The sequence below is a fragment of the Paenibacillus borealis genome (assembly GCF_000758665.1).
In the GTDB taxonomy this organism is placed as follows: domain Bacteria; phylum Bacillota; class Bacilli; order Paenibacillales; family Paenibacillaceae; genus Paenibacillus_AQ; species Paenibacillus_AQ borealis.
On record NZ_CP009285.1, the window covers coordinates 4,266,746 to 4,281,684 of the forward strand.

Annotated in this window: 10 protein-coding genes; all 10 read left to right on the forward strand. The window is 52.3% G+C overall.

Features of this window, described 5'->3' with window-relative positions:
- The first annotated feature begins 2 nt into the window (after positions 1 to 2).
- Entirely contained in the window at positions 3 to 914 is a 912-nt protein-coding gene (locus PBOR_RS17950) for a carbohydrate ABC transporter permease (RefSeq protein ID WP_042213951.1), read from the forward strand.
- Positions 915 to 991: 77 nt separating this feature from the next.
- Positions 992 to 2,563: an ABC transporter substrate-binding protein gene (locus PBOR_RS17955; RefSeq protein WP_042213952.1), complete on the forward strand. Its 1,572-nt coding sequence runs from the start codon at positions 992 to 994 to the stop codon at positions 2,561 to 2,563.
- Positions 2,564 to 2,645: 82 nt separating this feature from the next.
- Entirely contained in the window at positions 2,646 to 3,752 is a 1,107-nt protein-coding gene (locus PBOR_RS17960; RefSeq protein ID WP_042213954.1) for a glycoside hydrolase family 88 protein, read from the forward strand.
- 39 nt (positions 3,753 to 3,791) lie between these two features.
- On the forward strand, positions 3,792 to 5,951 hold the full coding sequence (locus tag PBOR_RS17965) for a GH92 family glycosyl hydrolase (RefSeq protein WP_042213956.1): 2,160 nt from the start codon (positions 3,792 to 3,794) through the stop codon (positions 5,949 to 5,951).
- A gap of 33 nt (positions 5,952 to 5,984) precedes the next feature.
- Positions 5,985 to 8,243 (forward strand): polysaccharide lyase 8 family protein, encoded by a 2,259-nt coding sequence (locus tag PBOR_RS17970; protein ID WP_042213958.1) that lies wholly within the window; start codon positions 5,985 to 5,987, stop codon positions 8,241 to 8,243.
- Between the two features lie 596 nt (positions 8,244 to 8,839).
- The gene (locus PBOR_RS17975; RefSeq protein ID WP_052429532.1) at positions 8,840 to 11,632 is read left to right on the forward strand and encodes a polysaccharide lyase family 8 super-sandwich domain-containing protein; all 2,793 of its coding nucleotides are present in this window, start codon (positions 8,840 to 8,842) and stop codon (positions 11,630 to 11,632) included.
- A gap of 264 nt (positions 11,633 to 11,896) precedes the next feature.
- Positions 11,897 to 12,457, forward strand: coding sequence for a glycerol-3-phosphate responsive antiterminator (locus PBOR_RS17980; RefSeq protein ID WP_042213959.1), 561 nt, complete (start codon positions 11,897 to 11,899; stop codon positions 12,455 to 12,457).
- 164 nt (positions 12,458 to 12,621) lie between these two features.
- Positions 12,622 to 13,419 (forward strand): HAD-IIA family hydrolase, encoded by a 798-nt coding sequence (locus PBOR_RS17985; RefSeq protein WP_052429533.1) that lies wholly within the window; start codon positions 12,622 to 12,624, stop codon positions 13,417 to 13,419.
- A gap of 17 nt (positions 13,420 to 13,436) precedes the next feature.
- Positions 13,437 to 14,180, forward strand: a complete 744-nt coding sequence (locus PBOR_RS17990; RefSeq protein WP_042213962.1) for a glycerophosphodiester phosphodiesterase — start codon at positions 13,437 to 13,439, stop codon at positions 14,178 to 14,180.
- Complete coding sequence (locus PBOR_RS17995; protein ID WP_042213964.1) at positions 14,177 to 14,911, forward strand: glycerophosphodiester phosphodiesterase; 735 nt, start codon at positions 14,177 to 14,179, stop codon at positions 14,909 to 14,911. The genes PBOR_RS17990 and PBOR_RS17995 overlap by 4 nt, the downstream gene beginning before the upstream one ends.
- The last annotated feature ends 28 nt before the right edge of the window (positions 14,912 to 14,939 follow it).

Consider the following 14,939-nt stretch of genomic DNA (forward strand, 5'->3'; position numbering starts at 1 on the left):
TCATGGCCAACGACTCCGGCAGCCGCATCGGCGGAATTTCTGTAGCTTCCAGTATGATTTTAAACATTGCTTTTGTAATCCTCTCATTAATCTGCTTTTTGCCTGTTCTGCTAGTCATTATTGTATCCTTCACAGACGGGCAGTCCATTCTGACTCAGGGGTACAGCTTTGTTCCGGATAAATGGTCGTTGATTGCGTACGAATCCATCTTTAAGGATTTTCAGACGATTCTGTCGGGCTACCGGGTGAGCTTTACCATAACCATTCTTGGCACAGCGCTCAGTGTACTGCTCATGGCACTATATGCCTATCCCATTTCACGTGCGGATTATCCGTTCCGTAATGCATTTACGTTCTTTTTGTTCTTCACGATGTTGTTTAATGGCGGGATGGTCAGCAGATATTTAATTTACACTCAGGTGCTGCATATCAAAGACTCCTATATGGCGCTGATCCTGCCTATGCTGATTGTGCCATTCAACGTAATCATTATGCGGACCTTTTTCCAGACGACCATTCATCCTGCAGTGATCGAATCGGCAAGAATTGACGGTGCAGGTGAACTAAGAATCTTCCTGCGGATCGTTCTGCCGCTCTCGTTGCCTGTCCTGGCGACCATGGCTTTGTTCAGCACTATCGGTTATTGGAACGACTGGTTCAATGCGCTGCTGTATATCAGCAGTGAGGACAAATATCCGCTCCAGTATTTGATGATGCGTGTCCTCAATGATGTGCAGTATCTGCGCAATAACGTAGAGCTGGCCGCCCAGAATCCAACGATGATGAAGAACCTGCCGAATGAATCCTTGCAGATGGCAATGGCCGTCATTGGGATGGGGCCGATCCTGATCGCTTATCCTTTCTTTCAGAAATATTTCGTCAAAGGCCTCACAGTAGGGGCTGTTAAGGGCTAAAGCAGCGGTGGAACCGGCAAGCAGCATATTCTGTCTGCCGTTCTATATATAAGCTTAATAATCTAGGGAGGGTTAATATGAAAAAGTTAAAAGGGCGCAAACCGCTATTCACAGCGATTATTCTGGTTCTTGCGTTATCCTTGCAGGCATGCTCTGGCGGTAATAACGGGGGTACTTCTGAACCGGCAGCATCAAAAGGCACGGAGAGCACGAGTACTGCGGCACCTGCTGACAGTCCGGAATCACTGAAGCCTTACGAGGTGTCAATTATCTACTTCGGTGCGCCGCAGCGGGATGATGCGCTGGTGGAAGCCAAGCTCAGTGAATATTTCAAAGAGAAATTTAATGCCACCGTTGATCTTCAGCCGATCGCCTCCAGCGAATACAAGCAGAAGACCGAGCTGATGTTAAATGCCGGTGAGCCGATGGATCTTGTGTTCACAGCCTCATGGCTTAATTTCTTCGGCAACGTCTCCAAGGGTGCCTTCCTGGATCTGGATGATCTGCTGGCCAAATACGGGCAGGGCATCTCGGAGAATCTGAATCCGATTTACCTGGAGGCTCCACGCTACAAAGGGAAGCTGTACGGAATTCCCACAAACAAAGAGATTACCCAGGGCAAGGCCTACACCTACCGGAAAGATATAGTCGACAAATATAATATTCCTATTGAGGATATTAAGACGATGTCGGACTTTGAACCCTGGTTCAAGCTGCTGAAGGAGAAGGAGCCGGAATTGATTCTGGATTTCATTAAGGAGTCGGGTGAGGGCATGATGTATGAGACCCGCTCGGACTTCCGCGTCATCGGTCCGACGCCTAACAAGATTCCTTTGTTCTTATATGACTATACGAATACAGATAACATCGAGATAAAGTCGGTTGTTGATCCGGAAATCTCATCGATTGCCAAAGCGGAGTATGAGCTGAACCGCAGCTATTATGAGAAGGGCTACATCAATAGCGATGCAGCTACAACAACGACTGACATCGGTGATTTAAGAAAACAGGGTAAAATCTGGATGCAGCAGGCCGTCTGGAAGCCGGGGGCTGATATTGAACTGAAAATTGCCACCGACAATAAATATGATTTCATCTCTAAGGTTATCGAAGAACCTATCGTGACCACGGACCTTGCCGCCGGATCGATGTTCTCCATCTCCCGCACCTCCAAAGATCCGGAACGGGCCATGATGGTATTAAATGCGCTGCATACCGATCCTTACGCCGTGAATCTGTTCGTTAACGGAATTGAAGGCACCCACTATAAGAAGATTAGCGAGAACCGCATCGAGCCGATTGCCGATTCCGGATATGGCACCAGCGCCCTGTTCTGGGTGATCGGTAATCAGCTCATCAATTATCTCAAGCCGGGCCAGCCTGATGATTTGTATTCAAGCTGGCAGGAATTCAACAATGAGGCCAAACGTTCACCGCTGTTAGGGTTCGTATTCGATGAGTCATCCGTCAAGAACGAGATTACTCAGCTCACCTCGGTGATTGGCGAGTACCGGGCCGCAAGCACAGGTGCAATTCCTGACCCTGCCAAAATGCTTGAGGAAAGAAATGAAAAACTGAAAAAGGCGGGCATTGAGAAGGTCCAAACAGAATTGCAGACCCAAATTGATGCCTGGAAAGCAGCTCAATAATTAACGGATTGAAGCATGGCAGGAGGTCTGTTGTTTCAGGGCGTCCTGCCATTTAACTGTACAAGAGAAAAGGAGATCATACATGATGGAGACTTGGATCAATGAGGCCCGGGATTATGCCCTGGGCAAATTAAGCAACACGCGCCACAGAATCGGAGCAACCTTCCCTAATGCCTCTTACGGCGGAAAATATGATGCGCGTGACCCCGATTGCTGGACTAACGGGTTCTGGCCCGGCATCCTGTGGCTGGCTTATCGTGCTACCGGCGATGAGGAATACCGGAGTATCGCCGAGAACTGTGAAGAGCAGCTGGATGCGCCTCTTCAGGAATACGAACAGCTCCATCATGATAACGGATTCCTCTGGAGTCTGTCAGCGGTGGCCGACTACAAGCTCACCGGCAATATGCTGTCCCGAAGAAGAGGGCTGATCGCAGCCAGCCATTTAGCCAGCCGCTTTAATCTCAAAGGGCATTTCATCCGTGCCTGGCTGTATGAGGGCAGCGAAGGCCTGGCTATTATAGATTGCATGATGAATCTTGGCTTACTGTACTGGGCCAGCGAAGAGCTTAAGGACCCGCGGTACCGGCATATAGCCGCTGCACATTCTGAGATGGCTCTCCGTGAATTCATCCGTCAGGACGGCTCGGTGCACCATATCGTCCGCTTCGATCCCGGAACGGGAGAGCGGATAGAGGCGCTTGGCGGACAAGGGTATAGCCCGGATTCCGCCTGGTCCCGCGGATCGGCTTGGGCGATTTACGGCTTCGCTATAGGGTACCGGTACACGCGCGACATCCGGTTCTTGGATGCGGCCAAAGCGGCAGCGGATTATTTCGCCGCACAATTGCCGGAGGATCTTGTGCCTCCGTGGGATTTCCGGGCACCTGCTGATCAGCTATGGGCCAAAGATTCAACAGCTGCTGCCTGCGCAGCCAGCGGAATGCTGGAAATCGCCTTTCTGCTGGAAGGCGAAGAAGCAGCACGCTACCGGAAGCTCGGTGCGGCAATAACGGAATCGCTGTTCCGCCATTACTCGCCGGAGGACCCGGCAGAAGAGGCGTTGATTACCAAGGGAACCGGCAGCTTCCCGTCCAATGCCGAAGTAGAGGTGCCTATCATCTACGGCGACTTTTTCTTTCTGGAAGCCTTGCTGAAGTTAAAGGGAGAGAGTGAAATCTTTTGGTAGAAGGAAGGCTTTACCGGCAATGAAGGAGGTACAACGTTGATGAGAAGAAGAGTGGAGTATGTCGATCCGTTTATAGGTGTGGATGGGGAAAATAATTGCTTGTGCGGGCCTTATCTGCCGGGCAGCATCGTAAGGCTTGGCCCGGATACGCTGCCGCCGCAGCTATCCCACGGCTACGACAGTTCGAGGCCGATTATCCGATTCAGTCATACGCATGTCAGCGGGACGGGAGGCGGAGGCCGTTACGGCAATGTGGGCTTCACCCCTTATACCGGCATGCAGCGGTTCCATATTGATCCTTACCTTAAGGAAAATGAGCATGCCGAAGCAGGCTATTACAGCGTGCAATTAATGCCCGCTTCCATACAGGCTGAATTGACCAGCACAGCGCGCACAGGCATTCACCGTTACAGCTTCAGTGCCAGGGACGCTGCCAATCTGTTGATTGATGCAGGATCTGTCATTCAGGTAGGCGGAGATGAGCCGGGAAAGACTACCGGCGTCTCCACGGGCGGTTACCTTGAAGTGATATCGGAGTACGAGATTGCCGGCCGTTCTGATCTGCGCGGGGGTTGGGGGCATGAGTTTCCTTATTCCGTCTACTTCTATATCCGCTTCGATCAGCCGATGAAGAGCAGCCTGCTGGCGGACGCCGGCGGGGTTCGCCGCAGCCCGTCTGTGGATGGCCCGAATTGTAAGGCTTCCCTTAGCTTCGGTGACTGCGGAGTTCTGGTGGCGAAGACTGGTATTTCTTATGTAAGTGTCGGCAAGGCCAGGGCCAGTGTGGACCGGGAAGCGTCTGCCGGATTCGATGAAATCCGGCAAGCGGCCAGTAGCATCTGGGAGGATAAACTCAGCAGAGTCACGGTGGAAGGGGGTAGCGAGGAGCATACGCGGCTCTTCTATACCCTGATGACCCGGCTGTTCTGTATGCCGAGTGACTTGGGTGTAGACGATGAGAACTTCGCCTGGGAATCCGGGGTCCGGCATTTCACCGATCTGTACGCACTGTGGGACAGCGTCCGAAATGCCAACTCGTTAATTACACTGCTGGACCCGCAGCTTGAAGCGGATATCCTCAATTGTCTGCTGGATATCGCGGATCATACCGGCTGGCTGCCGGACGCCTGGATTATGGGACATAGTGCGATGATTCAAGGGGGAAGCTCCGCTGATGTGCTGTTCTGTGAAGCGGCGCTTAAGAACCTGGAGGGGATCGATTATGCTAAGGCCCTGAAGCAAATGCGCAAGAATAATGAGGTTCCGTCTCCGGACACCTGGCTCTATGGCCGTCACCTGAAGGATTACCATGCCCTGGGGTACTTATCGACGGATGTTAAGAAAAACTGTGTATCCCGTCATATGGAGTATACCTATCAGGACTGGTGTATTGGACGGTTGGCCGAGGTTCTTGGTGAGGAAGAGACGGCTGAGACGTACTATGCAAGCTCGGAGAAGCTATGGAACCTATGGCGGGAGGATCTTAAATGCTTTGCGCCCCGGCTTCCGGGCGGGGAATGGGCAGGGTCCTTTGACCCCACATCCTGCCTGCCGGACTCCTGGAATGATCCTTACTTCTACGAGGGAACCAGCCTGCAATGGTCGTTCAGCACGCACCACGACTTTCATGAACTGGTTGAGCGCCATGGGGGAAAGGATGCATTTATTGGACATTTAGACCGTTTCTTTGACGGCGGATTCTATAACTCCAAAGAAACCATGCTGCATATTCCTTATTTATATATTTATGCGGGAAGACCCGACCGGGCGGCTGACCGGGTCCGGGAATGTCTGACTAAATACTTCAGGGCTGAACGTGACGGATTGGGTGATAACGAAGATATGGGCTGCCAGAGTGCCTTTTTCATCTGTTCAGCCATGGGCTTGTACCCTTTGATGGGTCAGGACATCTATTTCCTCGTCCCACCGTTGTTCAATAAGGTAACCTTGATGCTGGGAGCGAAGGAGACTCCTGTTCCTCTGACGATCGAGACTCAGGGTGAATGCAGCGGATCCGGCAACCGGTATATCCGGTCTGCTTCCATCAACGGCAAGGCCTTGAATCGTGCCTGGGTCCGCCATGAAGAAATCGCCGGAGGAGGCACGCTTCTGCTGAAGCTTGGTTCTGAACCCGGAGAGTGGGGAAGCATGATTCCACCTTCCCCGCTCAAGGAGTGGGAACCGCGCACATTCGCATAAAGGGCGAACCGTTGGCTGAAGGAGAGAATTCCCATGCAGAACTTAAAAAACAAATGGCTGAAATATATCTCGGGAGATACGCTTAGACATGAATCGCTGCAGAGAGTCAGGCATGATCAGGAAACGTTGCTCTATCAACAGGAGCTGCTGTGGGCTGATGTTCCTTTTGCTGAAAATGCTTCGGATGTATTTGTGATCATCGGCAGATTAAGAGGGATGGCAATCGCTTTGAAGTCATCCAAATGTCCCTATTATATGGACTCTGCATTAAGGCAGCAGGTGACCTATGGATTGGAATGGCTATATGCGCAGAGATACAATGAAAGCTGCCGTCCCTATGGAAACTGGTGGTATTGGGAGATTGGTGTGCCGATAGCTCTGCTGGAAACCCTGCTGCTCATGGAGGAACTGCTGGATACAGAACTTATAGAGCGTCTGCTCCTTACGGTAAACAAATATGTGGGTGATCCGGCGTTTCATGCGCAGTGGTTCGTGGCTAAGGCTCCGCCGTCCACCGGAGCGAATCTGGTCTGGAAGTCTACGGCGGTTGCACTTGCTGCCGTTATTCAGGGCGAAGAGCAGAAACTGTCCGCCGCCCGGAGTGCGCTGCTTCCGGTATTCAGGAATGTTAGCGCAGGGGACGGCTTCTATGAGGATGGCTCCTTCATTCAGCATGATAAATACGCGTACACCGGCGGATATGGGGTCTCACTGCTGCAGGATGTGGTCCGGCTGATGGTGTGGCTGCATGATACTCCTTGGGAATTGCCGGGTGAAGCCCGCGATTTAACGGCCAGGTGGATTGAAGATTCATTTGTGCCCCTTATGTTCAAGGGGTTCCTGCTGGATATGGCGGGCGGCAGGGAAATCTCGCGGGCGGATTCGCAGAATCATGAAAGCGGGCATTCGGTGATCACCTCCTGCTTACGCTTCTCGCGCATACTAGATGAAGCGGAGCAGGTAAGGCTGCTCTCCAGAGTGAAAAGGTGGATTGTGGCTAACACGTACAAATTGTATTTAGCCGATGCACCGCCGGATACTGCGGCTCAAGCCAGAGCTCTGCTGGACAATGAACTCGTGCATCTTGCCCGGGACGAGGCCTTCTGTAAGCTGTTTGCGCATATGGACCGGGTGGTGCTGCAGGGTCCGGGTTTTGCTTACTCCATTAGTATGTTCTCCAGCCGGATCTATAGCTATGAATCTATTAATGGGGAAAATCTAAAGGGCTGGTATACTTCGTATGGCATGAGCCATCTGTACAACAGTGACTTGGGACTATATGCCGATGCCTACTGGCCGACGGTTGATCCCTGCCGATTGCCCGGAACAACAGTAACAAACACGCTTCAGAAGGATGGAGCCGGGCAAGGCCGTTTAAGCAACCGGGATTTTGTCGGCGGGGCTGTGCTTCATAACAGGTACGGAGCCATTGCCATGGAGCTCGAGGATGTGGTCAACGAAGCCGATGGACTGACAGCACTCAAAAGCTGGTTTTTGCTCGGAAACCGCATCGTTGCCTTAGGTTCGGATATTAAGAGCCGTAATTCCGCCAGAGTAGAGACGATCATCGATAACCGGAAATTGAACCCGTTCGGAGATAATGCGATTACTACAGACGGAAGAAGGATCTGCCGGAAGCCTGGATATGCCGAGACAGAGACCCTTCACCCCAAATGGATTCATATGGCGGGCAGTGACAGGGGAGCGGATGTGGGCTTCTTTTTTCCTGAACAATGCCGTGTACATGCCTTGCGTGAACAGCGCCAGGGGAGCTGGAAGGAAATCAATGATGCCGGTTCACCTGAGAAGATGGAACGATTCTATCAGACGTTGTGGTTCGGTCATGGAGAAGTCCCGGCGGGGGATACCTATGCATATGTGCTCCTGCCTGGCTACAGTGAGCAAGAGACTGCTTGTTTCGCTGAGGAACCAAGGGTGAGAATCCTGGAATTGAATGCTCAGGTGCATGCGGTTGAAGATTCGGAACTGGGAATAACAGCAGCGCAATTCTGGAAGGCAGGCTGGTACAAAAGCGGGAGTATTGCTTGCAGCAGCCAAGCCTCCATTGTGCTGCAAAAAAATCCGGCAGGCTGGAGCCTGGCTATAGCCGATCCGACACAAATTCAGAGCCAACCGATAGAAATCGAAATTGAATTCAGTCTCCCTGTTACCCGTGTGATGAACAAGTCAGACCGGATAGCTATTGAACACAGTGGAACCGGGAAGGTCAGACTGTGGTTTAACCCGGAGGGTGCCGGGGGAGCCTCGTTTCACCTTGAGCTTGGGACCTAGCGAATCTATGAAATGTATTAAGCCGCCAGAGTTGCGGCTTTCTTCTTGAAGAATGAGAGGGATAAATCATTGATTCCGCCTGAAGCGGGCTAAAAGAGGAAATCAGAGGCACTAATGCTCTTCATTCCGCCCAAAACGGGCTAAATGAGGAAATCAGGGGCACTCGTGCTCTTCATTCCGCCCAAATCAGGCTAAATGAGGAAATCAGGGGCACTAATGCTCTTCATTCCGCCCGAAACGAGCTAAATGAGGAAATCAGGGGCACTTGTGCTCCTCATTCCGCCCGAAGCTGGTCAGATGGGGAAATGAAAGGTAGCCTTTCAAGATTGCTCGAAATATCATACTTTTTCTCGAATTCACGTAGTTTCTTTAGCGGACCTTCCATATCACACTATTAAATGAAAGCGCTTCATAGTAAGGCGGAATTCTAGGCGTGGTAAAGAAAGAATTATGTTAGGAAAAAGAAGAATTAGAGTCTGGGGAAGAAGAATTAGAGTCGGGAACGGAAGAATTATGGCTGGAAAAAGAAGTGTTTGGATTACGAAAACGAAGTAAACGAAGCAAACAAAGAAATGAATGAAAAAGGAGGATTATGGATGAGAAGAATGCTAATGAAAAGCTGCATGTTTATGTTAATTCTGCTCCTGTCTGTCGGCAGCTTTGGAGGAATAACGGGTATGGATCGTGCCCGTGCTGCGGACGAATTCGACGGGATGAGGGAGCACCGCAAGGTGATGCTGACCGGAGGAGCTTCACTGAACACGGCGGATGTTGATATAGCCGCTGCAACTACCAAGCTGACCACTGAAGCGAACGGCTATTGGCAGACGATGAACACCTCGCCCAGCCGTACCTATCTGTGGAGCGATAATGCCGGCACCGGGAATTCGATTCACATCCGGGTGACCTATGAACGGCTGAAGATCATGGCGCTCGCTTATGCAACCATCGGTTCAGCGTTGTACGAAGATCCTCAGCTTGAGAGCGACATAATTACTGCACTCGATTACATGTACGCAACCAGATACCATGAGGCGGTAACGACAACCCCAAGCGGAACCAGCAATTGGTGGGATTGGCAGATTGGCATACCTATGGAATTGAACGATACGGCAGTGTTGATGTATGACTCCCTAAGTCCGGCTCAAATTACGAATTATATGAAAGCCGTGGAACGTTTCTCGCCAACCGTCACCTTAACAGGAGCCAACCGTTCCTGGAAAGCGATAGTCGTAGGCGTCCGGGGCATTCTCGTCAAAGACGGTACGAAGATTGCCGCTGCACGTGACGGGCTTTCCTCCATTTTCAATTACAGTCAGAGCGGAGACGGTTTCTATCGGGATGGTTCTTTTATACAGCACAATAATATTCCTTACACTGGCGGTTATGGACTTGACCTGTTGCTTGCCGTCAGTGATCTGATGGTGATGCTTCACGGCTCTTCATGGCAGGTCACCGATAACAACCAGTCCAATGTCTGGAAATGGGTGTACGACAGCTATCAGCCGCTGATGTATAAAGGCGCGATGATGGATATGGTCCGCGGCAGAGAAATATCGAGAAATTACAGCCAGGATCATGACGCGGGACATAAAGCGGTGCAAGGCATCCTTCTGCTGTCCGGGATCGCGCCGCCCACACAAGCAGCCGACTTTAAGCGGATGCTTAAAGGGTGGATTGCCGCAGATACCTTCAAGTCCTTCTATACCAGTGCACCAATCCCATCCATCGTTCTGGCCAAGAGCATAAGCGCGGACCCGTTGATTGTGCCGGCGGAAGAGCTTATTGTCTATAAGCAGTTCCCGGCGATGGACCGGGCAGTCCAGCACCGGCCGGGCTACAGCATCGGACTAGCGATGTATTCGAAGCGCATCAGCAGCTTTGAAGCGATCAACAGCGAGAACGCCAAAGCCTGGTATACCTCGGCCGGTATGACCAGCTTGTATAACAGTGATCTTGGACAATACAGCGATGATTTCTGGCCAACTGTCGATAATTACCGCCTGCCGGGAACAACCGTGCTGTCCCAGACCCCATCAAGCAGCCATACCAGTGCAAATACTTGGACCGGCGGCACTGACATTCAGAACCTATACGGCATCTCAGGTATGGATTTGCAATATGCGGATCACACGCTCGGAGCCCGAAAATCATGGTTTATGTTTGACGACGAAATCGTATCCCTGGGTGCAGGCATCATCAGCACGGACAATATTGCCGTTGAAACCATCGTGGAGAACCGGAAGCTGAACACGGCAGGCAGCAATACGCTCACTGTGAACGGGGAAGTGCAGCCTTCAGCTTTGGGATGGTCGGATACCTTAGACCAGGTGGACTGGGCTCATCTGTCCGGCAGCACTGCCGGTGCTGATACCGGATATTATTTTCCCCGGAATGTATCGCTTGCAGCCAAGAGAGAGGCCAGAACAGGGAACTGGAAGCAAATCAACCCCCGTCCGGTAACCCCGTCCACATCAATAACCCGCAATTATATGACCTTTTGGCTGAATCATGGCGTAAATCCAAGTGGCGGTGAATATCAATATGTCCTGCTGCCGGGCAAGACCGCTGCTCAAGTGGCTGCTTATGCTGCTGCGCCTGACATTGAAGTGCTGTCGAATTCCTCCTCAGTTCAAGCGGTAAAAGAAACGAATCTGGGTATCATTGGGGCGAATTTCTGGGAAGATGGAGGGGGCACTGTTGATCTGATCACAGTGAACAAGAAAGCATCGGTGATGACCAGAGAAGCTGAAGAGGGCAGTCTGGAACTATCGCTCAGCGATCCGACACAGGCAAACAACGGCGTTATTGAGGTTGAACTTGACCGTTCGGCAAGCGGATATACCGCTGATCCCGGAATTACCGTGACACAGCTCAGCCCGACCATCAAATTAACGGTGAATGTCAACGGAGCGAAGGGCAAGTCGTTCAAGGCCTCCTTTGAACCGGGCAGCGGCATACCACCAACGCTCCCCGGGGACGAGATTATTGTGGACAATAATGATACGACCGGTGTACTGAAGACCGGAAGCTGGAAAACCGCTGCGGTACAGACGGACCGGTACGGAATCAACTATTTACATGATGACAACAGCGGTAAAGGCAGCAAAAGTGTTACCTTCACACCCGTCCTGCCCGTCACCGCCACTTATAGCGTCTATATGATGTGGCCGGAGCATTTTAACCGCTCCACTGCGATTCCTATTGAAATCGTTCATGCTGGTGGAACGGCAACGCTAAATATCGACCAGACCTCCAATGGCGGGGTATGGAACTTAATCGGAACCTACACCTTCACTGCCGGCACCCCGGGAAGTGTAACGATCCGCAACAATGGGACCACCGGCTATGTTGCCGCCGATGCCATCAGATTTGTACGTAACCCGTAGTAAGCGGTGCTGAACTGGCCATCCCTTTTGTGGAGCAGCACTGAAAGACAAGATCATATTTGCCTAAAGCCGCCAAACTGGCGGCTTTTTTACTATACAGGTCCTCCCAGTAACGTCCGGGATTGGGATTCCTTGCCGGAATGTTAACTGTAACTTTTACAGCGCTCTGATATTAAGCGAATAAAAGCTCTGTAACATAGAGTCTAGGACCAGCAGGAAAACAAGCTGGAGGCAGCAAGCTATAAGTGAAGGGAGGATGCTTACTTGAAGCATAACCCCATTATTGCCTCGATCACCGAGGAGTCACAGATTGATCAGGCGGTTGCCTGCGGAGTGAAGCGTGTGAATCTGATGACCGGCAACATCAATAACCTGGAGCAGATTGTGAAGCCGCTGCGGCATGCAGGCAAGCAGGTCTTTGTCCATGTGGAGATGGTCGGCGGAATTGGCAGAGATGCGGCGGCCATTCAGTATTTGGCCGAAGCCTTCCGGATCGACGGGATCATTACCACCAAGAGCAATGCGATCGCCACAGCCAGAGCGCACGGGCTCGCCAGTATCCAGCGGGTCTTCGCCATTGATACGGCAGCGGTAGAGACTGCCCTGCGTATGATCAAGAACTGTAACCCCGACGAGGTCGAGCTGATGCCCGGACTGATGCCGAGGATTATCAGGGACATGAAGCAGCGCATTAAGCAGCCGCTGATCGTGGGCGGACTGATTAGGGAAAAGCAGGAAATCAGCAGTGCGCTGGACAGCGGTGCCGATTATGTCTCCATTGGGGACGCGGCCCTGTGGCAGTGGAAGCGTGAAACAAGTGAATAAAGTACCCCGGGGTGGAGACGATGAGAAAACCCAGCGGTCAGTCATTAGCATTCGATGGAGCCTTGTCAGGCTGTAATTGGAGGCTTAATTTCTGAAGCTGGTTTTTTTGTGCGGAAATTCCGGCGCAGAGAACCAGTGAACCTGAATGAAAGGAGCAAGCGCTGATGGACATCGCTTCATATGAAGCCTACTGCTTTGATTTGGATGGTACTGTGCTGATTGGCGATCAGCTGCTTGCTGGCGTGGGGGAGACGATTGCAGAGCTGCGGCGAAGAGGCAGGAGAATTCTTTTTCTGACCAACAGCTCGGTCCATTCTCCCCGGGATTGCCGGCGCAGGCTGGAACACATGGGGCTGGCCTGTGCAGAAGATGAAATATTGACGGCACTGTATGTCAGCGGCAGCTACTTCGCGCGGGAAGAGCCGGAAGCCAGGGTGTATCTGGTTGGAGAAGCGGTGATGCGAAGGCAGATGGAGGAGTCTGGAGTGGACGTCACTGAGGACCCGGAGGCAGCAACCCATGTACTGGTAGGCATGGACCGGGATTTCAATTACGGGAAGCTGGTGCTAGGAATGAGAGCGGCAAGAGGAGGCGCCAGGCTGGTGGCGGTCAATCCCGATCCGGCCTGCCCGGTGCCCGGAGGTTATATCCCGGATACCTGGGCGATTGTAAAAGCGCTGGAAACTGCGGCCGGGACAGAGGCTGAGCTGATTATTGGCAAGCCTTCCCCCTATTATGCGCAGGAGGCGCTTCGCCTGCTGGCTTGTCCCCCGGAGCAATGCCTGATGGTGGGCGACCGGCTGGAGACAGATATTCTGATGGGAAACAGCAGCGGCATGCAAACAGCCCTAGTCCTTACCGGAGTGAGCACAAGAGCGGATATCGGGCGGCAGCAGATTGTTCCGGGTTATGTACTGAACTCGCTGGCCGATCTGTTCAACAAGCAAGCCGAACCCCAATAACAGGAGGATGAGAAACTATGCAGGATTGTAAAATACTCGCCCACCGCGGCGCAAGCGCCTATGCACCGGAGAATACACTGGAAGCCTTCAGGCTCGCGGTGCAGCAGCATGCCGACGGTCTGGAAATCGACATTCACCTGACCAAAGACGGAGAGATCGTAGTGATTCATGATGATACCATCGACCGCACCTCAGACGGTAAAGGGGATATTATGGCCTACACGCTAGCTGAGCTGAAGGCCTTCCGCTTCAATAAGGGCTTCGAGGAGCAATACCCGGAAGCTCAGATTCCTACTCTGCGCGAAGTGCTGGAACTGGTGAAGGAGCATGATCTATATCTGAACATCGAAGTGAAGGATATTCTCTCCAAGTCGGAGCTGTATAACGGACTCGGGAAAGAGGCGGCGAAGCTGGTCGAGGAGTATGGCCTCAGCGGACAAGTAATCTTTTCTTCCTTCAATCATTCGTCCATGGTGCGGCTCAAGGAGTCTTGCCCGGAGATGCGGACAGCGCTGCTCTACATTGCAGGATTGTACGAGGGCGGTAAATATGCGCAAATGACCGGTGCCGATGCTCTTCATCCCTTATACATCGGGGTCAACCGCGAACTTGTCGAAGAAGCACACGCAGCAGGTGTTCAGGTCAACGCTTGGACAGTGAATGATCTGGAGCATATCCGCATGATGCTGGAGGCCGGTGTAGACGCGATCATCACTGACCGTCCGGATGTCTGCTATCCGCTTAGAGAGGTAAACGCATGAAGCAGACACAGATACTGGCTCACCGGGGTGCAAGCGCCTATGCACCGGAGAATACGATGGCCGCATTCGGGCTGGCCCTCGACATGGGGGCGCATGGCATTGAATTGGATGTGCAGCTGACCCGGGACGGGAAGCTGGTGGTGATCCATGACCTGTCCATTGACCGGACTTCGGACGGGACAGGTCTGGTTGGAGAGCTGACACTGGAGGAACTGCGTCAATATGATTTCTCGTATGCTTTTGCCGGGAAATACGGAACGGACGGAAGCCGCCTGCCCGAGCTTGGCGAGGTGATGGAGTTCGCGATGAACCACGGGCTGTACATCAACATTGAGACGAAGGATTATTCCCGGCCTTACGGTGAAGTGAATATGCGGACAGCGGAGCTGGTGTGCCGCTATGGCTACACAGAGAATACGCTGATCTCTTCGATCAATCACAATGCCGTAGCCCGGCTGAAGCGTGACTACCCGGATCTCAGGACGGCGATTGCGTTCATGGAGAGCTTCTATCGGCTGGAGGAATATGCGGCGAATTGCCGGGCGGACGTGCTGCATCCGTATTATCAGGGCGTAGATGAAGACTTCATGGAGCTGGCAAACCGCAGCCGGTTCGAGGTTAATCCCTGGACGGTGGATGATGAGGCGGAGATGATCCGCTTGCGGAATCTGGGGGTTACCCGGATTATGACCAATAAACCGGACCTTGCCCGGGAGTGCCTGAAGAACTGAGAGATGAATGGAAGCAGGCGGAAGAATA